We start from the raw sequence: 25,798 nt of genomic DNA, 5'->3' as shown, positions 1-25,798 counted from the left end.
TCAGTCAAGACACAAACATTGTGGGAGATCTTCATCGACCCGGCTGGCCTCATCGCTGGCAAGCCAGCTCCCACAGGTTTTTGCAGTGACCACAGATTTCAGTCAAGACACAAACATTGTGGGAGATCTTCATCGACTCGACTGGCCTCATCGCTGGCAAGCCAGCTCCCACAGTTTTTTGCAGTGATCACAGATTTCAATCAAGACACGAACATTGTGGGAGATCTTCATCGACCCGACTGGCCTCATCGCTGGCAAGCCAGCTCCCACAGTTTTTTGCAGTGATCACAGATTTCAGTCAAGACACGAACATTGTGGGAGCTGGCTTGCCAGCGATGGGGCCAGTAAGACCACCCCTCATCTGACAGAACAAAATGAATCTGCTTACCCCACACTGGCCCCCATCCCACATGTCAGCTAGCATCGCCCTTTTGCCAGGACTGCCGACCATGAAGATCGTTTCCTTCAACATCAACGGACTGCGCGCCCGTCCGCATCAGCTGGCAGCGCTGATCGAAAAACACCAGCCGGACGTGATCGGCCTGCAGGAAACCAAGGTCCACGACGACCAGTTCCCGCTGGAAGAAGTGCAAGCGCTGGGCTACCACGTGTATTACCACGGCCAGAAAGGCCATTACGGCGTCGCCATGCTCTCGCGTCAGGAGCCGATTGCGATCCATAAAGGCTTCGCCAGCGATGAAGAAGACGCTCAGCGCCGCTTTATCTGGGGCACGTTCGCCGACGCCAATGGCGTGCCGGTGACCATCATGAACGGCTACTTCCCACAGGGCGAAAGCCGCGACCACCCGACCAAATTCCCGGCCAAACAGCGTTTCTACAACGATCTGCAAACACTGCTGGAAAGCCAGTTCAACAATGAACAGCCGGTTGTGGTGATGGGCGACGTGAACATCTCGCCAGAAGACTGCGACATCGGCATCGGCCCGGACAACATGAAACGCTGGCTGAAGACCGGCAAATGCAGCTTCCTCCCGGAAGAGCGCGAGTGGATGGCCCGTCTGAAGAACTGGGGCCTGACCGACAGCTATCGCCACCTGAACCCGGACGTGACCGACATGTTCAGCTGGTTCGACTACCGCAGCCGTGGTTTCGAGGACAACCCCAAGCGTGGCCTGCGTATCGACGTGATTCTGGCATCTCATGGTTTGCTGCCACGCGTGAAAGCTGCGGGCGTGGACTATGAATTGCGTGGCATGGAAAAACCTTCGGACCATGCGCCAATCTGGCTTGAGTTGAGCTGATTCTCAACTGTAGGAGTGAGCTTGCTCGCGATTACGGTGTGTCAGATTTCGATTGACCAACTGACCCACCGCAATCGCGAGCAGGCTCACTCCTACAATTTGATCGCTGTCATCTTTTGGTAATGCGCCTGACTTAATCTCCCCGGCAATCCCCTTGGCTGTAAACGGTGCCGGCATGATCCTGCGTGTTCTGTTCGTGTTTTTGTGCGGCGCATGGCTGTCGGTTGCGGCCGCCGCCCTGCCCGTTCCTGAAAGCGGCCCGGCCTTGCGCGTCCAGGGTTCAAACACCATTGGTGCGGATCTCGGCCCGGCGCTGGTCGAAGGTTTTCTGCTGGACCAGGGCCTGCTGAAAATCCACCGGGAAAACCCCGACACCGCCAATGAACAACGAATCGTCGGGCAAACCAGCGATGGCAAACGGGTGATGGTGGAAGTTGCCGCCCACGGTTCCAGCACCGGATTCACCGCGCTGAAAAACACCAGCGCCGATCTCGCCGCCTCCTCGCGCCCGATCAAGGACAGCGAACTGGCGAGCCTGCAATTTCTCGGCGATCTGAAAAGCCCTGCCGCCGAGCAAGTCATCGCCATCGATGGTCTGGCGATCATCCTTCACCCCGACAATCCGTTGCAGCAACTGAACACCGAGCAACTGGCGCGGATCTTCAGCGGCGAGGTGAAAACCTGGGAAGAACTCGACGGGCGTGGCGGCGCGATTCATTTGTATGCGCGGGATGATCAGTCCGGCACCTATGACACCTTCAAGGATCTGGTCCTCAGCAGTCGTGGGAAAAGTCTGAGCAGCGCCGCGAAAAGGTTCGAATCCAGTGAGCAATTGTCGGATGCCGTCAGCAGCGATCCGCAGGCCATCGGCTTTATCGGCTTGCCCTACGTGCGTCAGGCCAAAGCCGTGGCGATTGCCGATGGGCAATCCCAGGCGATGTTGCCGCTCAATAGCCTGATTGCGACGGAAGACTATCCGCTGTCGCGGCGGCTGTTCTTCTATCTACCGCCCGCCAGCGAAAACCCTTGGGCCAAGGCTTTGGTGGAATTCGCGCAAAGCCCCAAGGGTCAGGCCATTGTCGCGGCCAACGGTTTTATCGCGCAGACCGTACACGCCATTGCGGTCACGCCGAATGCGCTGATGCCGGAGGGTTATCAATCCCTCAGCCGGCATGCCCAGCGTCTGACAGTGAACTTCCGGTTTGAAGAAGGCAGCGCCAGCCTCGATAACAAGGCTCGTCAGGATCTGGCCCGGGTGCTCGACTATATAAAGCGCAACGACAAGACTGAACGCTCGGTGACGTTGGTAGGGTTTGGTGATGCCAAGGACGATCCGGCGCGGGCGGATTTGTTGTCGAAGTTGCGGGCAATGGCGGTACGGCGGGAGTTGGTGAAGAGCGGCGTGGTGTTGCGCGAAGTGCGCGGCTTCGGCGCACTGATGCCAGTGGCGGCGAACAGCGCGGATGAGGGGCGGATCAAGAATCGGCGGGTTGAGGTTTGGGTTAATTGAACCTGTCGTTGATGCGTTGAATGTACCAAAGCCATCGCGGGCAAGCCCGCTCCCACAGGAATCTCCAGTGAACACAAATCATGTGCACACCAGAGAGACCTGTGGGAGCCGGGCTTGCCCGCGATGAACGATAACGCGGTTCTGGCTCAGCGCTCGCTACGCAGCATTTCCTTCGGCACGTATTTGCCGATCTCGAACTTGCCGATTGCTGCGCGGTGTACTTCGTCCGGGCCGTCGGCCAGGCGTAGGGTGCGTTGCATGGCGTACATATAGGCCAGCGGGAAATCGTTGGAAACCCCTGCCCCGCCATGCATCTGGATCGCCCGGTCGATCACCCGCAGTGCCACATTCGGCGCGACGACTTTGATCTGCGCAATCTCGCTTTTCGCGATTTTGTTGCCGACGGTGTCCATCATGTACGCCGCTTTCAAAGTCAGCAGACGCGCCATGTCGATTTCCATCCGCGAGTCGGCAATCTTGTCGATGTTACCGCCCAGTCGCGCCAGCGGTTTGCCGAACGCGGTGCGGCTCACCGAGCGTTTGCACATCAATTCCAGTGCACGCTCGGCCATGCCAACCGAGCGCATGCAGTGGTGAATCCGGCCCGGGCCGAGACGACCTTGAGCGATTTCGAAGCCGCGTCCTTCACCCAACAGGACGTTTTCGTACGGCACCCGCACATTATCGAACAGCACTTCAGCGTGACCGTGCGGCGCGTCGTCGTAGCCGAACACCGGCAACGGACGGACGATTTTCACACCGGGGGTGTCCACCGGCACGAGGATCATTGAGTGCTGGGCGTGACGCGGTGCGTCGGGATTGCTCAGGCCCATGAAGATCAGAATCTTGCAGCGCGGATCGCAGGCGCCGGAGGTCCACCACTTCTTGCCGTTGATCACCCACTCGTCACCATCACGCACGGCGCGGGCAGCCATGTTGGTGGCATCGGATGAGGCCACGTCGGGTTCGGTCATGGCGAACGCCGAGCGGATCTCGCCACGCAGCAAAGGTTCGAGCCAGCGCTGTTTCTGCTCTTCGTTGGCGTAACGCACCAGCACTTCCATGTTGCCGGTGTCCGGCGCCGAGCAGTTGAACGGCTCCGGCCCGAGCAGCGAACGGCCCATGATTTCCGCCAGCGGTGCGTATTCAAGGTTAGTCAGGCCAGCGCCGAGTTCCGACTCAGGCAAAAACAAATTCCACAGCCCTTCGGCCTTGGCCTTGAGTTTGAGCTCTTCCATGATCGCGGTCGGCTGCCAGCGGTCGCCTTCGGCAACCTGACGCTCGAACACGGCTTCGGCGGGATAAACGTAGGTGTCCATGAACGCGGTCACGCGCTCACGCAGTTCCTGAACCTTGGGCGAATAAGCGAAATCCATGAGCATCTACCTTCTTTTTGGAGAGGTTGTTTAGGTCATGCAATCGATGCTAGAACAGCGTTGATAATTTACCTAGCCTATTCTCGGCGTGTATTAACATTCATCACCGATATATGATTGGTTGATTTTCCTGGCCAGCCCGCCCACATAACAAGAGAAGCCGCGTAATGAATCTGAGCAAGGTCGACCTCAACCTTTTCATCGTCTTCGACGCGATCTACACCGAAGCCAACCTGACCCGCGCCGGGCAGATCGTCGGCATCACTCAGCCGGCAGTCTCCAACGCACTGGCGCGTCTGCGCGAGACGTTCAACGATCCGTTGTTCGTGCGCACCGCCCAAGGCATGGTGCCGACGCCGATGGCGCAGAACATCATTGGCCCGGTGCGTAACGCGCTGTCGCTGCTGCGAGTCTCGGTGCAGGAAAGCCGGATTTTCAACCCGTCGCAAGCGGTCAAGACATACCGCATCAGCATGACCGACCTGACCGAGGCGGTGATTCTGCCGCCGCTGTTCCAGCGCCTGCGCCGCCTGGCGCCCGCGGTGATCATTGAGAGCTTCCTGTCGAAACGTCGGGAAACCACCAAGGAACTGGCGGCCGGACGCCTCGACTTTGCCGTGGATGCGCCGCTCAACACCGACCCGCAGGTGCGTCATGTCAAGTTGATGGAAGACCGTTACGTGTGTGCGATGCGCAAGGGCCATCCGTTGGCGGGCAAGGAAAAATTCACCCTCGACGATTACCTGTCGCTGACCCACATTCATATTTCCAGCCGTCGCAGCGGTCTCGGGCATGTGGATCTGGCGCTGGGCAAAATGGGCATTCAGCGCAAGATCGCCCTGCGCTCCCAACACTATTTGATGGCATCACAAGTGTTGCAGCAGACCGACATGGTGATGACCGTGCCGGAGCGCTTTGCCCGTCGCCATGACCTGCACGCGTTTGTTTTGCCGGTCAACGATGTGCCGCCAGTGGAAACCCATCTCTATTGGCACGAAAGCACCGATCAGGACCCGGCCAACCGCTGGATGCGCGAGCAGATGATCGAGTTGTGCCAGCAAGTGACGGCGCATGAGAAGAAGCTCGACAAGCTGCAGGCGCCCGCCACTTGACGTAAACGTCAACCTGCCATTAGCTTAGCGCCAAGACATTATTTCGAGCGCTTTCATGAGCAGCCAGACCTACAGCATTTCCGACCTCGCCCGCGAGCTGGACATCACCACCCGGGCGATTCGCTTTTATGAAGAGCAAGGCCTGCTCAGCCCTGAGCGCCGAGGCCAGGAACGCATCTATTCGCCGCGTGACAAGGTCAGCTTGAAGCTGATCCTGCGCGGCAAGCGCATTGGATTTTCGCTGGCCGAGTGCCGCGAACTGATCGAGCTATATGACCCGTCCAGCGGTAACACCAAACAGCTGAACAGCATGCTGGCGAAAATCACTGAGCGCCGGGAACAGCTTGAGCAGCAGTTGCTGGATATCGAGCAGATGAAACTGGAGCTTGATACTGCTGAAGAGCGCTGTGTGCAGGCGCTGGAGCAGACTCTCAAGAATCAGCAAGCAATCCAGTAACACATAAATTCCCATGTAGGAGTGAGCCTGCTCGCGATAGCGGTGGGTCAGTCGACATCAATATTGAATGTGCGATTGCCATCGCGAGCAGGCTCACTCCCACAGGGTTCTCCATGTATTCAGATACTCAGCAGGTTCAGCCATGTCCCTCCCCTCCAAAGTACGCCTGATCGAAGTCGGCCCACGCGATGGCCTGCAAAACGAAGCCCAGCCCATCAGCGTCGCCGATAAGGTGCAACTGGTGGACGCGTTGAGCGCCGCCGGTCTGAGCTATATAGAAGTCGGCAGTTTCGTCTCGCCAAAGTGGGTACCGCAAATGGCCGGTTCCGCAGACGTCTTCGCGCAAATCCAGCGTAAACCCGGCGTGACGTACGGCGCACTGGCGCCGAACCTGCGCGGGTTTGAAGACGCTCTGGCGGCCGGCGTCAAAGAGGTTGCGGTGTTCGCCGCCGCGTCCGAAGCGTTCTCGCAGCGCAACATCAATTGCTCGATCAGCGAAAGCCTGGCGCGGTTTGCGCCGATCATGGAATCGGCGAAACAGCATGGCGTTACCGTGCGCGGTTACGTTTCCTGCGTGCTCGGTTGCCCTTATGAAGGCGAAGTCGCGCCGGAGCAAGTCGCAATGGTGGCTCGCGAGCTATATGCGATGGGCTGCTACGAAGTGTCCCTCGGTGACACCATCGGCACTGGCACCGCAGGCGCAACGCGGCACTTGTTCGACGTTGTTTCTGCGCAAGTGCCACGGGACAAACTCGCCGGACACTTCCACGACACCTACGGTCAGGCGATGGCCAATATCTACGCCAGTCTGCTCGAAGGCATTTCGGTGTTCGACAGTTCTATTGCCGGCCTCGGCGGCTGCCCGTATGCCAAAGGCGCGAGCGGTAACGTTGCGACCGAAGACGTGGTGTACCTGCTCAACGGTTTGGGCATCGAAACCGGTCTTGACCTGGACGCCTTGATTGCTGCGGGTCAGCAAATCAGTGCGGTGTTGGGTCGCCCAAGTGGCTCGCGTGTGGCCAAGGCTCGTAGCGCGCAGTGAGGGGGATGGTGTTACCGGTGTGTCCAAAACGTGGGCGTATACGAGTAACACGGAAACAAATTGTCTGGTTTTGTCTGAGGGACAAATCCTACAAAAACACCAAGCCGTTGTTTTTAAAGGATTTTTAAAAGTTGGCATGGCTTCTGCTATCTCTATGGCATAACAAGAATAAAAAGCAGCAAACCAATAAAAATAAGACGTACCGACTCTGACATAACAAAAACAACACGGCAGAGACGCAGCTAACAGATTTTTTTGGAGAAGGTGGCTTTTCAGGGTGCTCTCAGGAGTGACCCGCAACCGGGCAGAGAATAATAAAACTACCTTCAGGTAGCTCCCGAATCGGTTGGATCGCTTGGCGAAAAAGGCATCAGCGCTCAAAAAAATACGTTTGCTCTTGATCCCGCATGGGGATCGCCAAAAACAGCGGTAAAGGGTAACGGTTGCCAAAAACAACAACAGACCGCCCCTCAATAATAAAAAAGAGCACGCGACGACAAAATTAAAGGGGAGCTTCGGCTCCCCTTTGTGCACTCTGCGATTTGTGTTTTAACCACCATTACCCCTGTGGGAGCCAGCCTGCTGGCGATAGCGGGGGTTCAGGCAAATCCGGGTGACTGACACTTCGCCATCGCCAGCAGGCTGGCTCCCACAGGGGGTTTCTCAGACCTGCTTTTCGCGCAGTTCCTCGATACTGATCTCTCGCATCTTGAATTTCTGGATCTTGCCCGTCACCGTCATCGGAAACTCTTCGACGAATTTGAAGTGCCGTGGCGTCTTGAAGTGCGCGATGCGCTCCTTGCACCAGGTTTGCAATTCCAGCTCCGAGGCGCTGTGGCCGGGGTGGAATTTGATCCAGGCGACGATCTCCTCACCGTAACGCGAGCAGGGAATGCCGATCACCTGCACATCCGCCACGGCCGGATGGGTGAAGAAAAACTCCTCCAGCTCACGCGGATAAACGTTCTCGCCGCCGCGAATGATCATGTCCTTGTTACGCCCGGCGATGCACACGTAACCCTCGTCATTCATGCTCGCCAGATCACCTGTGTGCATCCAGCCTGCCTGATCGAGCGCCTCGGCGGTGGCCTGCGGGTTGTTCCAGTAACCGAGCATCACGCTGTAACCGCGGGTACACAGTTCACCGATGGTGCCGCGCGGCACCAGGTTGCCGGCCTCGTCGATGATCTTGCTTTCCAGTTGCGGCTGGGTGCGGCCGACGGTGGTCACGCGCAATTCCAGTTCGTCGGTCGGGCCGGTCTGCAATGACACCGGACTGGTTTCGGTCATGCCATAGGCGATCTGCACTTCACTCATGTGCATTTCCTTGATGACCCGGCGCATGACTTCAATCGGGCAAGTCGCACCGGCCATGATGCCGGTGCGCAGCGTCGACAGATCGAACTCGGCGCGCTGCGGCTGATCGAGCATGGCGATAAACATGGTTGGCACACCGTAGAGGCCGGTGGCCTTCTCTTCAGCGACGGTTTGCAGGGTCAGCAGCGGATCGAACGCGTCGTTGGGGTAAATCATGGTGCTGCCGTGGGTGATGCAGCCGAGGTTGCCCATGACCATGCCGAAGCAGTGATACAGCGGCACCGGGATCACCAGTCGATCAAGCGGCGTCAGGCCGATGCTTTCGCCGACCATATAACCGTTATTGAGGATGTTGTAGTGACTGAGGGTCGCGCCCTTGGGGAAACCGGTGGTGCCGGAGGTGTACTGAATATTCACCGGTTGATCGAAGTGCAGGCTGTTGCTGCGTTCATTCAATTGTGCTGGCGAGACACTGGCCGCCAGATCTGTCAGTTGCGACCACGGGAGGAAGCCTGACGGCGGTTGCGCATCGAGGCTGATCACTCCGCGCAACTCCGGCAGGCGCTCGCTGCGCAACTGACCGATGGATTGCTCCTCCAGTTCTGGCGCCAGGCCCTGCAACATGCCGTGGTAGTTCGAGGACTTGAACGCTCCGGCGCAGACCAGCCACTGGCAGCCGGATTGTTTGAGCACGTACTCCAGTTCGGAACTGCGGTACGCCGGGTTGATGTTGACCAGGATCACGCCGATTTTTGCGGTGGCGAATTGAGTGATGCACCACTGCGCGCAGTTCGGCGCCCAGATGGCAAGTCGATCACCGGCCTGCAAACCCAACGCCATCAAGGCTCTGGCATGCAGATCCACCGCGTCGGCCAGTTGTCGCCAGGTGTAACGCAACTGCTGATGGCGCACCACCAGCGCATCGCCGTCGGGATACTGCGCGACGGTCTGATCGAACTTCTGCCCGATGGTCATCGCCAGCAAGGCTTTGTCCTGTGAACCACGGGTGTAGCTGCGTTGCGGGCTTGCACTGGGTTGATCCATGACGACCCCTATTGTCTTTATTTATGGGTTGCCGACGTTCCTGTAGGAGTGAGCCTGCTCGCGATTTCGGTGTGCCAGCCTATATTTCATCGACTGAAACTACGCCATCGCGAGCAGGCTCACTCCTACAGAAAACGGTCCGCTTTCTATCTTGAACTGGCCATACTCTCGCTCAAGTTGACGTTAACGTAAAGGGTGATTGACAGCCATTCGTCACAGGCTTACGTTAACGTAAAGGTGAGAGCTGAATGACCGCCCTCCCCACCCTACAAAAAAGCCAAAAGGTGACCCATGAGCTACCCATCCCTGAACTTTGCCCTCGGTGAAACCATCGACATGTTGCGCGATCAGGTTCAGTCCTTCGTCGCCGATCAGATCGCACCACGTGCGGCGCAGATCGACAGCGACAACCTGTTCCCCGCCGATATGTGGCGCAAGTTCGGTGACATGGGCCTGCTCGGCATCACCGTGCCGGAAGAGTACGGCGGCGCGGGTCTGGGTTACCTGGCGCATGTGGTGTCGATGGAAGAAATCAGCCGTGGCTCGGCCTCGGTGGCGTTGTCCTACGGTGCGCATTCCAACCTCTGCGTGAATCAGATCAACCGCAACGGCAACCACGAACAGAAAACCAAATACCTGCCGAAGCTGATCAGCGGCGAACACGTCGGCGCCCTCGCCATGAGCGAACCGAATGCCGGCTCCGATGTAGTGTCGATGAAACTGCGTGCCGACAAACGCGGTGACCACTTCGTCCTCAATGGCAGCAAAACCTGGATCACCAACGGCCCCGACGCTAACACTTATGTGATCTACGCCAAGACCGATCTGGAAAAAGGCGCCCACGGCATCACCGCATTCATCGTCGAGCGCGACTGGAAAGGCTTCAGCCGCAGCAGCAAGTTCGACAAGCTTGGCATGCGCGGTTCCAACACTTGCGAGCTGTTCTTCGATGACGTCGAAGTGCCGGAAGAAAACATCCTCGGCGTGCTCAATGGCGGCGTAAAAGTGCTAATGAGCGGCCTCGATTACGAACGCGTCGTGCTGTCCGGTGGACCGACCGGGATCATGCAATCGTGCATGGACCTGATCGTGCCATACATCCACGACCGCAAGCAGTTCGGCCAGAGCATCGGCGAATTCCAGCTGATCCAGGGCAAAGTCGCCGACATGTACACCCACCTCAATGCCAGCCGCGCCTATCTGTATGCGGTCGCCCAGGCCTGCGAGCGTGGCGAGACCACCCGTAAAGACGCTGCCGGGGTCATCCTCTACACCGCCGAACGCGCCACACAAATGGCCCTCGACGCGATCCAGATTCTTGGCGGCAACGGCTACATCAACGAATTCCCGGCCGGTCGTCTGTTGCGCGACGCCAAGCTGTACGAAATTGGCGCCGGCACCAGTGAGATTCGTCGCATGCTGATCGGTCGCGAACTGTTCAACGAAACCCGCTAAACGGAGCTGCCCATGGCTATCTTGCATACCCAGCTCAACCCTCGTTCGGCGGAATTCGCCGCCAACAGCGCGGCAATGCTCAAACAGGTCGACGCCCTGCACACCCTGCTCGCCCAAGTGGCGCAAGGTGGCGGCGCGAAAGCCCAGGAACGCCACACCTCGCGGGGCAAACTGCTGCCGCGTGAGCGCATCAATCGCTTACTCGACCCGGGCTCGCCGTTTCTGGAGATCAGCCAGTTGGCCGCGCACGCCGTTTATGGCGAAGAAGTGCCGGCAGCGGGTGTGATTGCCGGGATCGGTCGGGTTGAAGGCGTCGAGTGCATGATCGTCGCCAACGACGCAACGGTAAAAGGTGGCTCGTATTACCCGCTGACCGTGAAGAAACACCTGCGCGCGCAGACCATCGCCCAGCAAAATCGTCTGCCGTGCATCTATCTGGTGGACTCGGGCGGCGCCAACCTGCCGCGTCAGGATGAAGTGTTCCCGGACCGTGAGCACTTCGGACGGATCTTCTTCAACCAGGCCAACATGAGCGCCATGGGCATCCCGCAGATCGCCGTGGTGATGGGCTCGTGCACCGCTGGCGGTGCGTATGTGCCGGCGATGGCAGACGAAGCGATCATGGTGCGCAATCAGGCGACGATTTTCCTCGCCGGGCCACCGCTGGTGAAGGCGGCAACCGGTGAAGTGGTCAGCGCTGAAGATCTTGGCGGGGCCGATGTGCACTGCAAGATTTCCGGGGTCGCCGACCACTACGCAGAGAGTGACGAACATGCGCTCGCCCTCGCCCGCCGCAGCGTTGCCAACCTCAACTGGCGCAAGCTTGGCGAAGTGCAACAGCGCGCGCCGATTGCTCCGCTGTACAGCAGCGACGAGTTGTACGGCGTGGTGTCGGCCGATGCCAAGCAGCCATTCGATGTGCGCGAAGTGATTGCGCGGCTGGTCGACGGTTCGGTGTTCGATGAATTCAAAGCGCTGTTCGGCACCACGCTGGTGTGTGGTTTCGCTCACTTGCATGGCTACCCGATTGCGATTCTGGCGAACAACGGCATCCTGTTCGCCGAAGCGGCGCAGAAAGGCGCGCACTTCATCGAACTGGCTTGTCAGCGCGGCATTCCATTGCTGTTTTTGCAGAACATCACCGGGTTCATGGTCGGCCAGAAATACGAGGCTGGCGGCATCGCCAAGCACGGTGCGAAACTGGTGACTGCTGTGGCCTGCGCCAAGGTTCCGAAATTCACCGTGATCATCGGCGGCAGCTTCGGCGCCGGCAACTACGGCATGTGCGGTCGTGCTTATGATCCGCGTTTTCTGTGGATGTGGCCGAACGCGCGGATTGGCGTGATGGGCGCCGAACAGGCGGCTGGCGTGCTGGTGCAGGTCAAGCGCGAACAGGCTGAACGTAGCGGTCAGTCTTTCAGCGACGCGCAGGAAACCGAGATCAAGCAACCAATCCTCGACCAGTACGAAGAGCAGGGTCATCCCTATTATTCCAGCGCACGACTGTGGGACGACGGCGTCATCGACCCGGCGCAGACCCGCGACGTGCTGGCCCTGGCCTTGTCCGCGTCGTTGAACGCGCCAATCGAACCGAGCCGCTTCGGCGTGTTCCGGATGTGATCGGGAGAATCTCATGAGCGATTTCAACACCCTTCAACTGCACAACGATCCCCGGGGTTTCGCCACCCTGTGGCTGAACCGCGAAGAAAAGAACAACGCGTTCAACGCCGAGATGATCCGCGAGTTGATCCTCGCGCTGGACAAGGTCGCCAGCGACGCGAGCCTGCGCTTCCTGCTGGTACGCGGGCGCGGCAAGCACTTCAGCGCCGGCGCCGATCTGGCATGGATGCAGCAATCGGCCGAACTCGATTACCACACCAACCTCGACGACGCCCGTGAACTGGCGGAGTTGATGTACAACCTCGCCAAACTGAAAATCCCCACCCTGGCCGTGGTGCAAGGCGCGGCATTCGGCGGTGCGTTGGGACTGATCAGTTGCTGCGACATGGCCATCGGCGCCGATGACGCGCAGTTCTGCCTGTCGGAAGTGCGCATCGGTCTGGCGCCTGCGGTGATCAGCCCATTCGTGGTGCAAGCCATCGGCGAGCGTGCGGCCCGTCGTTACGCGCTGACCGCCGAACGTTTTGGCGGCCAGCGCGCGCGGGAAATCGGCCTGTTGTCCGACAGCTATCCAGCTTCTGAGCTGGAACAGAAAACCGAGCAATGGATCGACAATCTGCTGCTCAACAGCCCCGCCGCCATGCGCGTCAGCAAGGACTTGCTGCGCGAAGTCGGCAACGGTGCGCTGACACCGGCCCTGCGTCGCTACACCGAAAACGCCATCGCGCGCATCCGTGTAAGCCCCGAAGGCCAGGAAGGCTTGCGCGCCTTTCTGCAAAAGCGTCCGCCGAGCTGGCAAGCCGCAACTACCACCAAGGAGTCGCGTTGATGAGCGCACCTGTTCTCACCACCCTGCTGGTGGCCAACCGTGGCGAAATCGCTTGCCGGGTCATGCGTACCGCCAAGGCTCTGGGCCTGACCACCGTCGCCGTGCACAGCGCCACCGACCGCGATGCGCGACACAGCCGTGAGGCGGATATCCGCGTTGATCTGGGCGGCAGCAAAGCGGCTGACAGCTATCTGCAAATCGACAAATTGATCGCAGCGGCCAAGGCCAGCGGCGCTCAGGCGATTCATCCGGGTTATGGCTTTCTCTCGGAGAACGCCGGATTCGCACGCGCCATTGAAGCGGCGGGACTGATTTTCCTCGGCCCACCGGCTTCGGCCATCGACGCGATGGGCAGCAAATCCGCCGCCAAGGCGTTGATGGAAACTGCTGGTGTGCCGCTGGTGCCGGGGTATCACGGTGAAGCGCAGGATGTCGAAACCTTCCGCGCCGCTTGCGAGCGGATCGGCTATCCAGTGCTGCTCAAGGCCACTGCCGGTGGCGGCGGCAAAGGCATGAAAGTGGTCGAGGACGTCAGCCAGTTGGCCGAAGCGCTGGCCTCGGCCCAGCGTGAAGCGCAGTCGTCGTTCGGCGACTCGCGGATGCTGGTCGAGAAATACCTGCTCAAGCCACGCCACGTGGAAATTCAGGTGTTCGCCGATCAACACGGCAATTGCCTGTATCTGAACGAACGCGATTGTTCGATTCAGCGTCGCCATCAGAAAGTTGTCGAAGAGGCACCGGCACCGGGTCTGAGCCCGGAGCAGCGTCGGGCAATGGGCGAAGCGGCCGTGCGTTCGGCGCAGGCCATCGGTTATGTCGGCGCCGGCACCGTGGAGTTTTTGCTGGACGCTCGCGGCGAATTCTTCTTCATGGAAATGAACACCCGCTTGCAAGTCGAACACCCGGTGACTGAAGCGATCACTGGCCTCGATCTGGTGGCCTGGCAAATCCGTGTTGCCCGAGGTGAAGCGCTGCCGATCACTCAGGAGCAGATGCCGCTGAATGGGCACGCGATTGAAGTGCGGCTTTACGCGGAAGACCCGGCCAATGATTTTCTACCGGCCACCGGACGTCTGGAGTTGTATCGCGAATCGGCCGAAGGGCCCGGGCGCCGGGTCGATAGCGGGGTTGATGAAGACGACGAGATTTCGCCGTTCTACGACCCGATGCTCGGCAAGTTGATTGCCTGGGGCGAAGATCGTGAACAGGCGCGCCTGCGTTTACTGAGCATGCTCGATGAGTTTGCGATTGGCGGGTTGAAGACCAACATCAACTTTCTGCGGCGGATCATCGGTCACCCGGCGTTTGCGGCGGCAGAGCTGGATACCGGGTTTATTCCGCGTTATCAGGAGCAACTGTTGCCGGCTGCGGGTGAGCTGAGCGATGAGTTCTGGAACACCGCGGCTCAGGCGTTTGCGCAAAGTCTGCCGGTCACGGCGCGTGCGGATGATCCGGCGTCGCCATGGGCGATCAACAGTGGTTTGCGTGCCGGGTTGCCGAGGGAAATCACTCTGCACTTGAGCTGCGAGGGGCAGGATCGGGCACTGACACTGGGTGCTGGTGGCGATGCGAAACTGCTGGGTGAGCAATTGCTGACCGAGCACAACGGCCTGCGTCGTCAGCAACGGGCAATTCGTGTCGGTGATTCGCTGTATCTGCAATGGGATGGCGAGTTGCGACGTGTCCAGACCTACGATCCGATCAGCGCCGTCGAGGCCAGTAACAGCCATCAGGGCGGCCTGACTGCACCAATGAACGGCAGCATCGTCCGGGTGTTGGTGGAAGCCGGCCAATCGGTGGAAGCCGGCGCGCAACTGGTAGTGCTCGAAGCGATGAAAATGGAGCACAGCATCCGTGCGCCGCATGCCGGGGTGATCAAAGCGCTGTATTGCCAGGAAGGTGAAATGGTTGGCGAAGGCAGCGCATTGGTCGAGTTGGAAGAGGTTTAAAAAACAGGATCGATCCTACATCTGGCGAGGATCGATCCGACTAAAACCTGGCCGTTGCCTGAACCACTACACCGATAATTCGACACTCATCGGTAAACAGGGCTTTCGGCCAGGTCGGATTGAGCGGCATGAGATAACGCTGGCCGCCCTCTTCGTCCAGCTTGCGAAAGATTGCCTCTTCGCTGTCCGGCCATTGCGCGATCACCAACTTGCCGGGGACTGCTTCCATTGCCGGGTCCACGAGGATCAGCATGCCTTCCGGGATGCTTTGACCGCTGGGCGCCGTCATTGAGTTACCCGTTACCGTCAGCCAGAACGCTGGGCCGCCAGCGTGATAATCCGTCAGCTCGAAACGCTGCTTGCCTTGTGTTGGCAGGTAGGACGGCGTGTCACTTTCGTGCAGCTCACACGGCGAACGCCAGTCGCTGACTGGGTAGCGGAAGTAAGGGTTGTACTTCTGTGCCAACGGCATTTCATTGTCAGGGGTTAATTGGGGTTCCCGGATCACCAGCGCCACCTCAAGGAATTCCATACCCAGCGCTTGCAGCACGCTGTTCATTTCCTTGATGCCGGGCTCACGACGTTTGTTCAGCCAATGGCCGATACCGCCCTGGGACATGCCGACGCGCTCTCCGAGCTCTACTTGAGTGATTTTGAGTTCACTCATTTTGGCCTTGACCAACTCAATCCATTTATCCATGTGCGGCACCTTACGTGGACGGCCACGGCCAACAAAACACAAATTGTAGTATTTAAATTCTGGTCACAACTACGTTAGGTATTAGGCTGGGGACATGGATTTCAATCAAACACGGAGTGTCCCCCTCACCATGAACATCCCCAGCAATGACTTGCTCGATCAGCAAATCGATACCACCTTCACCTCACCACAAGGCTGTGCTGCCGCACAACGGGCACTGGATTACTACTTGAAACCAGCTGTTTCAGAACCCGATAGCGAGCCGCACTTTTTCGACGTCAATCGCAATATCAAAAGTGAAGAGGCGCTGGTGCATGCATCAGATCTGTTGCGCTGTGCGGCGGCCACGGCATTCAAATCCGCAGAGAACCTGCAAGGCGCAAGTCGTGATCTGGCGTTTTCGGTAGTGCATATGGTGGATATGGCGAAAGCGATGGTGGACCGGTCGCTGGATGGAGATAGAGATTGAGGGACGGCAGTCCCGACGGACGGGAAAGAATTTTCCAATCGCGCAGATAAAAACATTTGACTTGCAAATGATAATGATTATTATTGCATGCAGCTGGTCGCGAGATCAGTCGATGGACCAGAGACCTTAGGTCGGTCTTCTGGACTATCTCCTCATCAGGCTAATCACGGTTTTTGACCCGGCTTTTTGCCGGGTCTTTTTTTGCCCGTTTTTCGGGCTTATGTCTTCAGGCTAATGAAGTCTTCAGGTACTGCAAATTCGATGGCGCGGATAATATCAAAAGAATATCGCTTGGCAAGAGATGCCCGACGCCATTGGGGCAAACTAATGACAATTAGCACTTGAGAATCAATTGCACAGCCTCTAAGCTGCATCCGCGTCATGGAGGACGCCCCCCGCCACAGCCCCGCAATATCCCTCGGTTCTACCCTCTCCTTGCGTGTAAAGTAATCGCCATAAAAATCATATTCAGGAACCGATTATGACCGTGGCTAAATCTTCGTTCGACATCAGCGCCAATTTCGACAGCGGCAACATCCAGGTTATCGATATCAGCAATCCGCTCAGCCCGGTTCTGGCAATTCGCCCAGACACCCGCAGCGCGCATTTTCAATGGTTCCACTTCAAGGCCAGCGGCCTGCATGTTGGCCAGGAACACTGGTTTCGCCTGAACAACGCCAGCCAGTCTTCGTACAACAAGGCCTGGACCGGATATCAAGCGGTCGCCTCCTACGATCACGTCAACTGGTTCCGCGTGCCAACCATTTTTGAAGGCGACTGCCTGCGCTTCTGCCTCGAAGCCACGCAGACTCACGCCTGGTTCGCCTATTTCGAACCTTACAGCCGTGGTCGCCACGACTGGCTGATCGAACAGGCACTGACCAAGGCCGGCACTGAATTGCTGGCGACCGGCAAGAGCGTCGAAGGTCGTGATATTCAACTGCTGCGCAAAGGCACGGGTGCCGAGGGTCAACGCAAGATCTGGATCATCGCCCAACAACACCCGGGCGAGCACATGGCTGAATGGTTCATGGAAGGCGTGATCGAACGCCTGGAAAAGCACGACGATCCGGTATTGAATAAATTGCTCGCCAGCGCCGATCTGTATCTAGTGCCGAACATGAACCCCGACGGCGCTTTCCACGGCCACCTGCGCACCAACGCCATGGGCCAGGATCTGAACCGCGCGTGGCAGAGCGCCAGTCAGGAAGTCAGCCCGGAAGTCCTTTTCGTACAGCAACAGATGGAAAAGTACGGCGTTGATCTGTTCCTCGACGTACACGGTGATGAAGAAATCCCTCACGTCTTCACCGCTGGCTGCGAAGGCAATCCGGGTTACACACCACGCCTGGAGAAACTCGAAGAACATTTCCGCAGCCATCTGAAGCGCACGACCAAAGACTTCCAGACCAAGTACGGCTACACCCGCGACGAGCCGGGTCAGGCCAATATGACACTGGCCTGCAACAGCGTCGGCCAGAAATACGATTGCCTGTCGCTGACCCTGGAAATGCCGTTCAAAGACCATGACGACGCACCGAACCCGGAGACCGGTTGGTCAGGCAAACGCTCGAAACAACTGGGCAAGGACGTATTGACCACCATCGCCGACATGGTCGATACCTTGCGCTGATCCCTCCGCACCACCAAAAGATCGCAGCTTGTCTGCGATCTTTTGCTTTGCACCATCACCTCTTTTCGCCCAATCAGGTTGCAATATAAAACTAGCGAGCCTAACGTGACTCTGGTTTTATTTTGAAACCTGAAAAGGACATCGGACATGCAATCCCATTCACTCAGCAACGCCGTAGTGCTGTTGTTTTCCGTCGCCTGTGGACTGGCGGTTGGCAACGTCTACTACGCCCAGCCCTTGCTCGACGCTATGGCGGAAGCATTCGCCATGTCGCCAGCAACCATCGGCATCGTCATTACTCTGACTCAGGTTGGCTACGGCATCGGCCTGGTGTTGCTGGTGCCGCTCGGCGATCTGCTCAATCGGCGGCGACTGATCGTTACGCAAACCCTGTTGTCAGCAGCGGCCTTGTTAATCATCGCTTTCGCGCCAAACAGCGCCTGGCTTTTGCTCGGCATGACTCTGACCGGTCTGCTGGCGGTGGTCACTCAAGTATTGGTGGCTTACGCCGCAACGCTGGCGATACCGGCGCAACGTGGCCGAGTGGTCGGTGTGGTGACCAGCGGCATTGTCGTGGGTATTTTGCTCGCGCGTACGGTTGCCGGCGGCATGGCAGATCTGGCCGGTTGGCGGGCGATTTATCTGCTGTCGGCCGGGCTGACACTGCTGATGGCGCTGCTGTTGTTTCGTGTGCTGCCCAAGGATGAAGCCCCACAACCGGCGACCACCTACACCGCGTTGATCACTTCAGTGTTCAGCCTGTTTCGAGAAGAACCGGTGCTGCGCCAACGAGCAATTCTCGCCCTGCTGACCTTCGCCAGCGCGATGGTTTTGTGGACCCCGATGGTGCTGCCGCTGGCCGCGCCGCCACTGTCGCTGTCACATAGCGAAATCGGCTTGTTCGGTCTCGCCGGCGCGGCGGGTGCACTGGCGGCTGCGCGGGCCGGACATCTCGCAGATCGAGGCCTCGGGCAATGGGTCAGCGGAATGTCGTTGTTACTGATGCTCGGCTCATGGCTGCCAATCGCCCTCACCCAGTCCTCTTTGTGGGCACTGCTGCTGGGGGTAATCACACTGGATCTGGGTTTGCAGGCCGTACACGTCACCAGCCAGAGCATGATCTACAGCGTCCGTCCGCAAGCGCAAAGCCGCTTGACCGCCGGTTACATGCTTTTCTATTCGATCGGCAGCGCTTTGGGTTCAATCGGCTCAACCGCGATCTACGCATGGGCCGGCTGGACTGGCGTGTGCTTGCTGGGCGCGGCGATCAATACGGTGGCGTTGGGTTATTGGTGGCTGACACTGAAAAGTGGCGCACCCTCACGATGCGCCACTGAGGCCGGTTAACCGCGATCGCGCCCGCGCAACATGCTGTCGAGCACCTCGTCGCGGCGCACCCAGCCATGGAACAGCGCCGCCGCCAGGTGCAGCAGCACCGTCAGGAACAGCAGGTACGCCAGATACCCATGCGCCTTGCGCAATATCGCAAACACCTGCGCATCGGCCGGCAGAATCGACGGCAACTGCAACGACGTGCCGAGCATCACCGGATCGCCCGCCGCACTGATCATCGCCCAACCGAGCAGCGGCAACACCAGCATCAACGCATACAGCAACACATGCGAAGCCTTGGCCGCCATCACCTGCCAACCCGGCAGATCCGCCGGCAGCGGTGGCTGGCGAGTAGAAAAACGCACCAACAATCGCACGATGACCAGCGCCAATATCGCGATGCCCAACGGTTTATGCAGATGGATCAGCCATTCATGCCGTTCCGAAATCGAGGTAACCATGCCAGCACCAATAAACAGCATGGCGATGATCATCAGCGCCATCAGCCAATGCAGCAGCCGCGCCGCCAGAGCAAAATGAGTCGGTTGCGTGCTCATGGACGAGCCTCCTGTTTGGCGGCGGGCAATTGGCTGACTTCGCTGGTGCGACGCAGGTAGGAATCGGCGTAGCCGGCTGAACGAGCTGCGAGCAATGGGTCGTTGGAACCTTCGATCCCGGCCGGCAATACCAGCGGGTCGTAGTTGATATCGCGGCACTCGCCGCTGAGTTGCGGCTGGGTTTTCTCCAGCACCAGCGTGCCGGCGTTCAACACTTTGCGCCCGTCAGGCCATTTTTTGCTGGCGTCATTCACCGGGTCGGCAGGATCGGCCAGAGTGATATTCAACTGCCAGCGCAGCGGCCCTTCGGCCAGACGCTGCACCAGATCCTTCTCCAGATAATCAGCGCCCTCCCCAGCCTTGGCGCCTGCCGCGTCCTGCACCAGCGGCGTCATGCTCCAGCGCACCGCCTGTTTCTGGCCGCTGGCGTTGACCAGATAAAACGCGTTGACGCTGTTATAGGTTTCGGTCACGTAACTGGCCGATGGCTTGGCGGTCTTCACCCACGTCAGAAACGGCACGGTTTCCGGGTGGGAGGCAAAGAATGCCGGCACCTTGGCCGGATCGGGTTTGCCAGTGGCCGGATCGGGCGACTGTGCCTGCTGCAGTTGGTAAAACGCCTCGGGCGTGCCCACCGGGAACACCGGCATGCTGTTCATCCCGGTGCGCCACTGCTGGCCGTTGGCCTGGGTGAAACGCAGTGCCATGCTGCGGATCGGCACACTGTTGTCCGGCGCATAAGGATTGCCCGCCGGCAACGCGAAACGTCCGACCACCGGGGTGGTTGGCTCGTTGAAGACTTGTGCGACTGAAAACGCCCGGGCCTCGCCACTGCTCTCGAAATGCCCGATCACGCACACCCCTTTGGCGTGATTTCGACGGAACCCAGGATGCACACCGTTGTTTTTTTCCAGCACATCGACCAGCGCCTTGGGCGTCAGACGTTGTGGGTCAAACGTGCCATGCACGTAGGCAAATGCCGCTGCCACTGCGCCAACGACCACGGCAATGCCGGCCAGACGCAATACCATGCTCGCGGCACTCAATGGCGGGCGTTGCGGCCCCCCGGGCGGTGAGGTGCGATCAACCATGAACGACTCCAGGGCCAGCGGCCACAAGTAGGAAGAATCAGCAAGACGCACCCCGTGGGGATTTATTCCATGGCCCGGTATTTATTTTTGCGAACGTGGAATAACCTCGAACGGCAAGCGTCTCCCTAGTCCACAGCGTAGTGACTAGCAGAATTTCATGAGCGAATTCGACGAACAACTGAGAGAAATCATTCCCAGATTGCGCCGCTTTGCCGTGTCGTTGACGCGCAACAGCAGCAGCGCCGACGATCTGGTGCAGGCCAGCCTTGAGAGGGCCTTGTCGAGTTGGGGTGATAAACGCGCCGACGGAGATCTGCGTGCCTGGCTGTTTTCGATCCTTTATCGCCAGTTTCTCGATGCCCACCGACGCTCGCGACGTTATGCGCGAATGCTCGAGTTCTTCACCGGTCGCGACGATTCCGAACCTTCGGCCGAGCGCACGGTGATCGCTCAATCGACCCTGCAAGCCTTTGATCGCCTGCCCACCGAGCAGCGCGCCCTGCTGCTGATGGTGTCGGTGGAAGGCTTGACTTATAAGGAGGTCGCCGAGATTCTTGGCGTCCCCACCGGCACCGTGATGTCGCGCCTGTCCCGCGCCCGCCAGGCCTTGCGCCAAATGAGCGACGGGGAAATCAGCAGCCCTTCTTTGCGGATACTCAAATGATCAGCATGCCTCCCAGCGAGCAGGACCTGCACGCTTACGTTGACCACCAACTCAGTGAAGCCGACCGGCGTGTGCTGGACGCCTGGCTGGCCAATCACCCGGAACAGGCCAAACAGGTCAGAACCTGGCAACAGGATGCCCAGCAACTGCGTGCGGCCCTCGGCGGTGCGCTGCAACAAACCGCCAATGCGGATCTTGATCCGGCAATCATTCGTCAGCGCCTTAAACGTCAGTCACGGCGTCACCTGGCCAGTGCCGCCGTGTTGTTGATCGCCGTCGGCATCGGTGGTTTCAGCGGTTGGCAGGCTCGGGAAATGACCATGATTCATCCGACGCTGCCGATGACTGACGCTTTGCAGGCTTATCGCCTGATTGCACAGCAAGGGATGTTGCCGGCTGACTACAAGGTCGATGGTGACGGCAACATGCAGCATTGGCTCGATCGCTACTTCACTCAGGCCAATCGCTTGCCGGACCTGACGGCTGCCGGGTTTCAACCGGTCAGCGGGCGCCTGCTGAGTACCGATGAAGGGCCTGCGGCGATGGTCATGTATGAAGATCGTGGCGGACACAAGGTCAGTTTTTATGTACGTCCGCCGGGGCCGAAAAACACCTTTTTGCCGCGTGGCAGTCGCAGTGATGGCGGGTTACAGGCTGAGTATTGGTCGGGCAGCGGTTACAACTATGCGATGGTCAGCCCGGTTGATACGCCGGTGGCAGAGCAGCTCAAGCAATCCCGGCAATTCTGAAAAAACACCGAAGATCCCCTGTAGGAGTGAGCCTGCTCGCGATGGCGTCGAATCAGCAAAGTCATTTGCTGAATGACACACCGCCATCGCGAGCAGGCTCACTCCCACAAGGGGACTGTGTGCTTTCAGAAACCGACGTCGAGCACCACATTATCCAGATAGGTGCCGGCCGGTGGCGTGGTCTGGTCGGTGTAGATCTTCGCGTTGTAATTGAAGATCTGGCTGCCGGTACCCAAACCATTGCCCGGATTGACCTCGGCATCGGTACTGGATCGACGGGCACTGCCGACACTCCCCCAACGAGTAGTGCCCGCGCTTTTGAAGATGTCATAAGCCAGATAGTTGCCGCTGGAAATCATCCGCCGCCGGCCACCGACGCTGATCGGGTTTTGCCCGTCGCTCAGGCCCACGGTATAGGCGCTGCCCTTGGTGCAAGCCAGGTTGATGGTCAGCCCGGTGACCGGAGTGAAAGCGCTGATCACCGGCGCACTGCCGAACGCGATGTTCGGCGCAGTGATTGTGCAATCGTTGCTCACCGTCATGTTGACCGTCAGCGTCGTGGTGCCGCTATTGATGTCACGTCCGAGACAGACACTGCCAATGCCGATCCCGGAGCAATAATTCCAGTTCCAGAAAATGCTCAGGGTTTCGCTGTAGACCCCGGCGGCGACATTGCTGCCAATGGTCGTGCCCAGATACAGCGGCACGGTTTTCGGCGTCGTGCCACCGAGCAATCCCAACGCATCGATGATGCCGTTACGCGCGAAGTCATAAGCGGTGCCGCGAGTCAGCGGATAGCTGGTGCTGTTGTTGGCGTAGATCGTGTAGCTGATCACATCACCGGTCGGCCCGAGCAAGCCACTCTGAGTCGAAGTGACCGTCGCCCAGAAATGGTCGTTGCTGGTGAGTAACGACAGCAGCGAACCGGTACAACTCAATCCGCCATTCAGCGTCGAACTGGGTTGGGTTGTGGTGCGCACGGCAATCGAGCTGATCGTGCCGAATCCCGCTGGTGCGGTAGTGACCACCGAGCACAAGGCCTGCGCCACCCCTGGCAGCATCAGCACCAGCCACAGACAAATCCTCGCACCGGTCATTGGCACACCAACGGGCCAATCAGCGGGATCTGCGTCTGATTCATATCCACGCTGAATTTCACCTGACAGGTCTTGCCGTCGGCCAGACTCACCTGCAATGCGTTGTCTGCCTGAAGGTTCTCCAGATACACCAGACCGTCCCAACCCACCACCGTGCGCGTGCCACTCTGCTCATGCAGCACACCGGCGCCGAGTGGCAGTTCGCGTTGTTGCGCATCCACCAGCACGATGCTCGCGGCAACCACCCGGGTCAGCGGAAATTCCAGCAGATAACCGCTGCCACGCCGCACGGCGATGCGTTGTTCAACGTTAGGGCTGCGCACGTTGGCCGGCAGGTTCAGCGGATCGATCTCGTATTTCCCGCGGTAATAGGCACTGCTCCATGGCACCAGCAAGTGGCCATTGCTGTCGGTCTGACCGACCTGCTGGTTTTCGTAGCGCACGGGGATATTGGCAAAGCCATCGGTGCTGACCACCACAAACGCGTCGTCGATGCGATTGGCGGCGAACACCTGACGGTCCATCCACACCAGCGATCCGCTGGCATCTGCCCAACGGGTTTCGGCATCGGAAGTGCCATAGACACCCGCCTGCAATTGCACCGCTTGCAGGCGCCAGGTCACGTCAGCCTGACGGTAATCGGCGCCGTCACCCTTGGCATAGCCGACGTTGAAACCGACCCCGCCCTCAGTCGGCACCGCACGGCTGTAGTTGACCCGTTGCTGACTTTGCCCGGTTTTGCTGCGCTCGCTGCTGACCGCCAGACTGCCGCGCAAGTCGAACGGAATCACCAGTTGCGCCTGCATCGCCCAATTACTGTCGCCGATTTCGCGGTTGGCCGACAGATAGAAACTGCTGTTGCGCCACAGCGGTTTGCTCCAGCTCAGATTGAGCAAGCGGGTACGCGAGTCATCCGCTGCGCGCACGTCGAAATAGCCGGCACCGAGGCTGCCCCAGCGGTCGAGATTGACGCTCAGGGTGACTTGCTCGCTACGGCGGCTGAGGCTGATGTAAGGGCTGTCGACTACGGTCAGGTCGGCGTATTGATCGCGGCGTTGCAGACGCTGATAAGAAAAGCTGTAGCGCTGGCTGCTGTACTGATAGCCGAGGCTCAATTGCTCGCCGCCGTCACCATCGAAACGGCTCTGGCTGATCGCACTGTTGAGCACACCGAAGTTGCCCAGCCGCCAGTTGCCACCGATGCCGCCGATGGTCAGCGAATCAGAGGCTTCGGCATGGCTTTCCAGGGTGAAGCTGTCACTCACGCCGTAGCGCAGACTCCCCGAAGTCACGCCGGGGCCGTAGCTGAAATCCTTCAAACCATAATCGCGGCGCAAGCTACCACCAGCCACCGAAAAATCGCTCAAACCTTTTTGCAGCAGAGTGCTGGTGACGTAGAACGGCACGGTGGTCGAGACTTGCCGACCGAGCGCGTCAGTGGTGACGACCACCGCTTCCCCGGCGCCATTGATAAACGGAATATTGGTCAGGGTGTACGGCCCCGGTTGCAGGTCGGCGCTGCTGGATTTATAGCCGTTGATGAACAGGTCCACCGAAGACGGCACCGCCGCTTCCCCGGCAAACTGCGGCAGCGGATACGTCACCAGATCCGGACGCACCGCGAAGTCCCGCGAGAACTGCACACCGCCCAAGCGCACCGAACTGCTCCAGGGCAATGCGCCGCTGATCACATCACCAGCCTCGTAAGTGAGCATTCGCTCGTCATCGGAGAAGCGCCAGGTGGTGTCGTAACGCAGATAACCGTTGTTCAACGTATTGACCGAATCCCCCGACAACGTTCGGCGGTACTGCCCGGTGTTGGACAAGGTGCCCCAATTGTCGAACAGCCGTACCTCGTTCCACGCCGCCAGATACGTTCCGCCATCGTCGGTGTCATTCAGATAGAGGTCATAGTTGAACAGTGCGCCGAAGCTGCTCAGCGCTGGCGTGCGCGGATACGCCTGGCGATTGCCGATGAACTGCTCGGGCAGCCACTCCGGTGGTACATCCAGCAGCAGTCGCTGACCGACGCTGTCGTAATCGCTGTGCATCCCCGATAGGCTGTCGAGATCGACTTCAGCACCCGCCCCGTCGGGTAGTTTCATCCCGGTTTCGCGCAACGCGGTCGCTGGCAGAAACAAGCGCCCGCCGCGCTGATCCACCGCTACCACCCGCCCGGTATTCATCTGGTTGACCACCAGTTCCAGAAACAACTGAGCATCACTGACGGCCTCCATGCCGCTGGGCGGCGGCGGCAGTTCGCCGGCCCCGGATGATTGAACGAATACCAGGCAACACGCGCCGGTCATGAGCCACAACGGACGCTGAATACGACGAGCCCATCCTCGGCTCATACACGGTTTACGTCCGTCACTGGACTGAATCCTCCTGATTCAACTGTTGTCCTGGCACTATTTCACGGTGATGAAAGCTTTTGTGGTGAGGGGATTTATCCCCGTTCGGCTGCGTAGCGGTCGTGAAGCCATTCAACTTGTTCTGTCTGATGAACAGGTGTGCTGGACTGGGGCTGCTT

General features: G+C 59.0%; 21 protein-coding genes. 14 read left to right on the top strand and 7 right to left on the bottom strand.

From position 1 onward, the window contains the following. Positions 1 to 449 precede the first annotated feature (449 nt). Both xthA and ACIOZM_RS16155 read left to right on the top strand, forming a co-directional pair. Entirely contained in the window at positions 450 to 1,262 is an 813-nt protein-coding gene (gene xthA, locus ACIOZM_RS16160; protein WP_401215642.1) for an exodeoxyribonuclease III, read from the top strand. Between the two features lie 175 nt (positions 1,263 to 1,437). Then, on the top strand, positions 1,438 to 2,772 hold the full coding sequence (locus ACIOZM_RS16155) for a substrate-binding domain-containing protein (protein WP_401215640.1): 1,335 nt from the start codon (positions 1,438 to 1,440) through the stop codon (positions 2,770 to 2,772). A 146-nt stretch (positions 2,773 to 2,918) separates the two neighbouring features. Here the strand turns inward: ACIOZM_RS16155 and ACIOZM_RS16150 are convergent, their stop codons facing one another. Further along, positions 2,919 to 4,148 carry an acyl-CoA dehydrogenase gene (locus tag ACIOZM_RS16150; protein ID WP_401215638.1) on the bottom strand — a complete coding sequence of 410 codons (1,230 nt, stop codon included), beginning with the start codon at positions 4,146 to 4,148 and terminating at the stop codon, positions 2,919 to 2,921. A gap of 167 nt (positions 4,149 to 4,315) precedes the next feature. On the opposite strand from ACIOZM_RS16150, the gene ACIOZM_RS16145 reads away from it, so the two are divergent. The 3 genes from ACIOZM_RS16145 to ACIOZM_RS16135 all read left to right on the top strand — a co-directional run bounded on the left by ACIOZM_RS16145 (position 4,316) and on the right by ACIOZM_RS16135 (position 6,759). Continuing rightward, the gene (locus tag ACIOZM_RS16145) at positions 4,316 to 5,260 is read left to right on the top strand and encodes a LysR family transcriptional regulator (RefSeq protein ID WP_401215636.1); all 945 of its coding nucleotides are present in this window, start codon (positions 4,316 to 4,318) and stop codon (positions 5,258 to 5,260) included. Between the two features lie 55 nt (positions 5,261 to 5,315). Next, entirely contained in the window at positions 5,316 to 5,717 is a 402-nt protein-coding gene (locus ACIOZM_RS16140) for a MerR family DNA-binding transcriptional regulator (protein ID WP_401215634.1), read from the top strand. A gap of 142 nt (positions 5,718 to 5,859) precedes the next feature. Beyond that, a complete protein-coding gene (locus tag ACIOZM_RS16135) occupies positions 5,860 to 6,759 on the top strand; it encodes a hydroxymethylglutaryl-CoA lyase (protein WP_401215632.1) in 900 nt (299 codons plus the stop codon). 663 nt (positions 6,760 to 7,422) lie between these two features. On the opposite strand, the gene ACIOZM_RS16130 is transcribed toward ACIOZM_RS16135, so the two are convergent. After that, on the bottom strand, positions 7,423 to 9,120 hold the full coding sequence (locus ACIOZM_RS16130; protein ID WP_401215630.1) for an AMP-binding protein: 1,698 nt from the start codon (positions 9,118 to 9,120) through the stop codon (positions 7,423 to 7,425). A 291-nt stretch (positions 9,121 to 9,411) separates the two neighbouring features. Between ACIOZM_RS16130 and ACIOZM_RS16125 the strand changes: the two genes are divergently transcribed. Genes ACIOZM_RS16125 through ACIOZM_RS16110 form a run of 4 tightly spaced genes read left to right on the top strand, consistent with a single transcriptional unit; the run spans position 9,412 to position 14,973 of the window. Then, complete coding sequence (locus tag ACIOZM_RS16125) at positions 9,412 to 10,575, top strand: isovaleryl-CoA dehydrogenase (protein ID WP_401215628.1); 1,164 nt, start codon at positions 9,412 to 9,414, stop codon at positions 10,573 to 10,575. A gap of 12 nt (positions 10,576 to 10,587) precedes the next feature. Beyond that, positions 10,588 to 12,195, top strand: coding sequence for a carboxyl transferase domain-containing protein (locus tag ACIOZM_RS16120; protein ID WP_401215626.1), 1,608 nt, complete (start codon positions 10,588 to 10,590; stop codon positions 12,193 to 12,195). A 13-nt stretch (positions 12,196 to 12,208) separates the two neighbouring features. Beyond that, positions 12,209 to 13,024: a gamma-carboxygeranoyl-CoA hydratase gene (locus ACIOZM_RS16115; RefSeq protein WP_401215624.1), complete on the top strand. Its 816-nt coding sequence runs from the start codon at positions 12,209 to 12,211 to the stop codon at positions 13,022 to 13,024. Next, entirely contained in the window at positions 13,024 to 14,973 is a 1,950-nt protein-coding gene (locus ACIOZM_RS16110; RefSeq protein ID WP_401215622.1) for an acetyl/propionyl/methylcrotonyl-CoA carboxylase subunit alpha, read from the top strand. The genes ACIOZM_RS16115 and ACIOZM_RS16110 overlap by 1 nt, the downstream gene beginning before the upstream one ends. A 40-nt stretch (positions 14,974 to 15,013) precedes the next feature. On the opposite strand, the gene ACIOZM_RS16105 is transcribed toward ACIOZM_RS16110, so the two are convergent. After that, on the bottom strand, positions 15,014 to 15,673 hold the full coding sequence (locus ACIOZM_RS16105) for a LexA family protein (protein ID WP_401215620.1): 660 nt from the start codon (positions 15,671 to 15,673) through the stop codon (positions 15,014 to 15,016). 130 nt (positions 15,674 to 15,803) lie between these two features. Here ACIOZM_RS16105 and ACIOZM_RS16100 point away from each other — a divergent pair, with 130 nt between their 5' ends. The 3 genes from ACIOZM_RS16100 (at position 15,804) to ACIOZM_RS16090 (ending at position 19,122) form a co-directional block, all read left to right on the top strand. Then, the gene (locus ACIOZM_RS16100; RefSeq protein ID WP_401215618.1) at positions 15,804 to 16,142 is read left to right on the top strand and encodes a DUF6124 family protein; all 339 of its coding nucleotides are present in this window, start codon (positions 15,804 to 15,806) and stop codon (positions 16,140 to 16,142) included. A 481-nt stretch (positions 16,143 to 16,623) separates the two neighbouring features. After that, complete coding sequence (locus ACIOZM_RS16095; protein WP_401215616.1) at positions 16,624 to 17,775, top strand: M14-type cytosolic carboxypeptidase; 1,152 nt, start codon at positions 16,624 to 16,626, stop codon at positions 17,773 to 17,775. Between the two features lie 147 nt (positions 17,776 to 17,922). Further along, the gene (locus ACIOZM_RS16090; protein WP_401215614.1) at positions 17,923 to 19,122 is read left to right on the top strand and encodes an MFS transporter; all 1,200 of its coding nucleotides are present in this window, start codon (positions 17,923 to 17,925) and stop codon (positions 19,120 to 19,122) included. Here the strand turns inward: ACIOZM_RS16090 and ACIOZM_RS16085 are convergent. Then, positions 19,119 to 19,664 carry a cytochrome b gene (locus ACIOZM_RS16085; RefSeq protein ID WP_401215612.1) on the bottom strand — a complete coding sequence of 182 codons (546 nt, stop codon included), beginning with the start codon at positions 19,662 to 19,664 and terminating at the stop codon, positions 19,119 to 19,121. The two genes, ACIOZM_RS16090 and ACIOZM_RS16085, sit on opposite strands and share 4 nt — an antisense overlap. Further along, the gene (locus ACIOZM_RS16080; protein ID WP_401215610.1) at positions 19,661 to 20,755 is read right to left on the bottom strand and encodes a catalase family peroxidase; all 1,095 of its coding nucleotides are present in this window, start codon (positions 20,753 to 20,755) and stop codon (positions 19,661 to 19,663) included. Before ACIOZM_RS16080 ends, ACIOZM_RS16085 begins: the two co-directional genes overlap by 4 nt. A 157-nt stretch (positions 20,756 to 20,912) precedes the next feature. Between ACIOZM_RS16080 and ACIOZM_RS16075 the strand changes: the two genes are divergently transcribed. Beyond that, positions 20,913 to 21,419, top strand: a complete 507-nt coding sequence (locus ACIOZM_RS16075) for an RNA polymerase sigma factor (protein WP_401215608.1) — start codon at positions 20,913 to 20,915, stop codon at positions 21,417 to 21,419. Further along, a complete protein-coding gene (locus ACIOZM_RS16070) occupies positions 21,416 to 22,168 on the top strand; it encodes an anti-sigma factor family protein (RefSeq protein ID WP_401215606.1) in 753 nt (250 codons plus the stop codon). The genes ACIOZM_RS16075 and ACIOZM_RS16070 overlap by 4 nt, the downstream gene beginning before the upstream one ends. 125 nt (positions 22,169 to 22,293) lie before the next feature. Here the strand turns inward: ACIOZM_RS16070 and ACIOZM_RS16065 are convergent, their stop codons facing one another. After that, positions 22,294 to 23,265, bottom strand: coding sequence for a spore coat protein U domain-containing protein (locus tag ACIOZM_RS16065; RefSeq protein WP_401215604.1), 972 nt, complete (start codon positions 23,263 to 23,265; stop codon positions 22,294 to 22,296). Beyond that, complete coding sequence (locus ACIOZM_RS16060) at positions 23,262 to 25,619, bottom strand: fimbria/pilus outer membrane usher protein (protein ID WP_401215602.1); 2,358 nt, start codon at positions 25,617 to 25,619, stop codon at positions 23,262 to 23,264. The genes ACIOZM_RS16065 and ACIOZM_RS16060 overlap by 4 nt, the downstream gene beginning before the upstream one ends. Positions 25,620 to 25,798: the final 179 nt, after the last annotated feature.

Origin of the sequence: Pseudomonas sp. NPDC087346 (assembly GCF_044744235.1) — a bacterium.
GTDB lineage: Bacteria > Pseudomonadota > Gammaproteobacteria > Pseudomonadales > Pseudomonadaceae > Aquipseudomonas.
This window is presented reverse-complemented; position numbering and strand designations above follow the sequence as displayed.

Excerpts from the sequence above, each read along its gene's own strand:
- xthA (WP_401215642.1), top strand. The coding sequence starts at position 450 with ATGAAGATCGTTTCCTTCAACATCAACGGACTGCGCGCCCGTCCGCAT.
- ACIOZM_RS16155 (WP_401215640.1), top strand. The coding sequence starts at position 1,438 with ATGATCCTGCGTGTTCTGTTCGTGTTTTTGTGCGGCGCATGGCTGTCG.
- ACIOZM_RS16150 (WP_401215638.1), bottom strand. The coding sequence starts at position 4,148 with ATGGATTTCGCTTATTCGCCCAAGGTTCAGGAACTGCGTGAGCGCGTG.
- ACIOZM_RS16145 (WP_401215636.1), top strand. The coding sequence starts at position 4,316 with ATGAATCTGAGCAAGGTCGACCTCAACCTTTTCATCGTCTTCGACGCG.
- ACIOZM_RS16140 (WP_401215634.1), top strand. The coding sequence starts at position 5,316 with ATGAGCAGCCAGACCTACAGCATTTCCGACCTCGCCCGCGAGCTGGAC.
- ACIOZM_RS16135 (WP_401215632.1), top strand. The coding sequence starts at position 5,860 with ATGTCCCTCCCCTCCAAAGTACGCCTGATCGAAGTCGGCCCACGCGAT.
- ACIOZM_RS16130 (WP_401215630.1), bottom strand. The coding sequence starts at position 9,120 with ATGGATCAACCCAGTGCAAGCCCGCAACGCAGCTACACCCGTGGTTCA.
- ACIOZM_RS16125 (WP_401215628.1), top strand. The coding sequence starts at position 9,412 with ATGAGCTACCCATCCCTGAACTTTGCCCTCGGTGAAACCATCGACATG.
- ACIOZM_RS16120 (WP_401215626.1), top strand. The coding sequence starts at position 10,588 with ATGGCTATCTTGCATACCCAGCTCAACCCTCGTTCGGCGGAATTCGCC.
- ACIOZM_RS16115 (WP_401215624.1), top strand. The coding sequence starts at position 12,209 with ATGAGCGATTTCAACACCCTTCAACTGCACAACGATCCCCGGGGTTTC.
- ACIOZM_RS16110 (WP_401215622.1), top strand. The coding sequence starts at position 13,024 with ATGAGCGCACCTGTTCTCACCACCCTGCTGGTGGCCAACCGTGGCGAA.
- ACIOZM_RS16105 (WP_401215620.1), bottom strand. The coding sequence starts at position 15,673 with ATGGATAAATGGATTGAGTTGGTCAAGGCCAAAATGAGTGAACTCAAA.
- ACIOZM_RS16100 (WP_401215618.1), top strand. The coding sequence starts at position 15,804 with ATGAACATCCCCAGCAATGACTTGCTCGATCAGCAAATCGATACCACC.
- ACIOZM_RS16095 (WP_401215616.1), top strand. The coding sequence starts at position 16,624 with ATGACCGTGGCTAAATCTTCGTTCGACATCAGCGCCAATTTCGACAGC.
- ACIOZM_RS16090 (WP_401215614.1), top strand. The coding sequence starts at position 17,923 with ATGCAATCCCATTCACTCAGCAACGCCGTAGTGCTGTTGTTTTCCGTC.
- ACIOZM_RS16085 (WP_401215612.1), bottom strand. The coding sequence starts at position 19,664 with ATGAGCACGCAACCGACTCATTTTGCTCTGGCGGCGCGGCTGCTGCAT.
- ACIOZM_RS16080 (WP_401215610.1), bottom strand. The coding sequence starts at position 20,755 with ATGGTTGATCGCACCTCACCGCCCGGGGGGCCGCAACGCCCGCCATTG.
- ACIOZM_RS16075 (WP_401215608.1), top strand. The coding sequence starts at position 20,913 with ATGAGCGAATTCGACGAACAACTGAGAGAAATCATTCCCAGATTGCGC.
- ACIOZM_RS16070 (WP_401215606.1), top strand. The coding sequence starts at position 21,416 with ATGATCAGCATGCCTCCCAGCGAGCAGGACCTGCACGCTTACGTTGAC.
- ACIOZM_RS16065 (WP_401215604.1), bottom strand. The coding sequence starts at position 23,265 with ATGACCGGTGCGAGGATTTGTCTGTGGCTGGTGCTGATGCTGCCAGGG.
- ACIOZM_RS16060 (WP_401215602.1), bottom strand. The coding sequence starts at position 25,619 with ATGAGCCGAGGATGGGCTCGTCGTATTCAGCGTCCGTTGTGGCTCATG.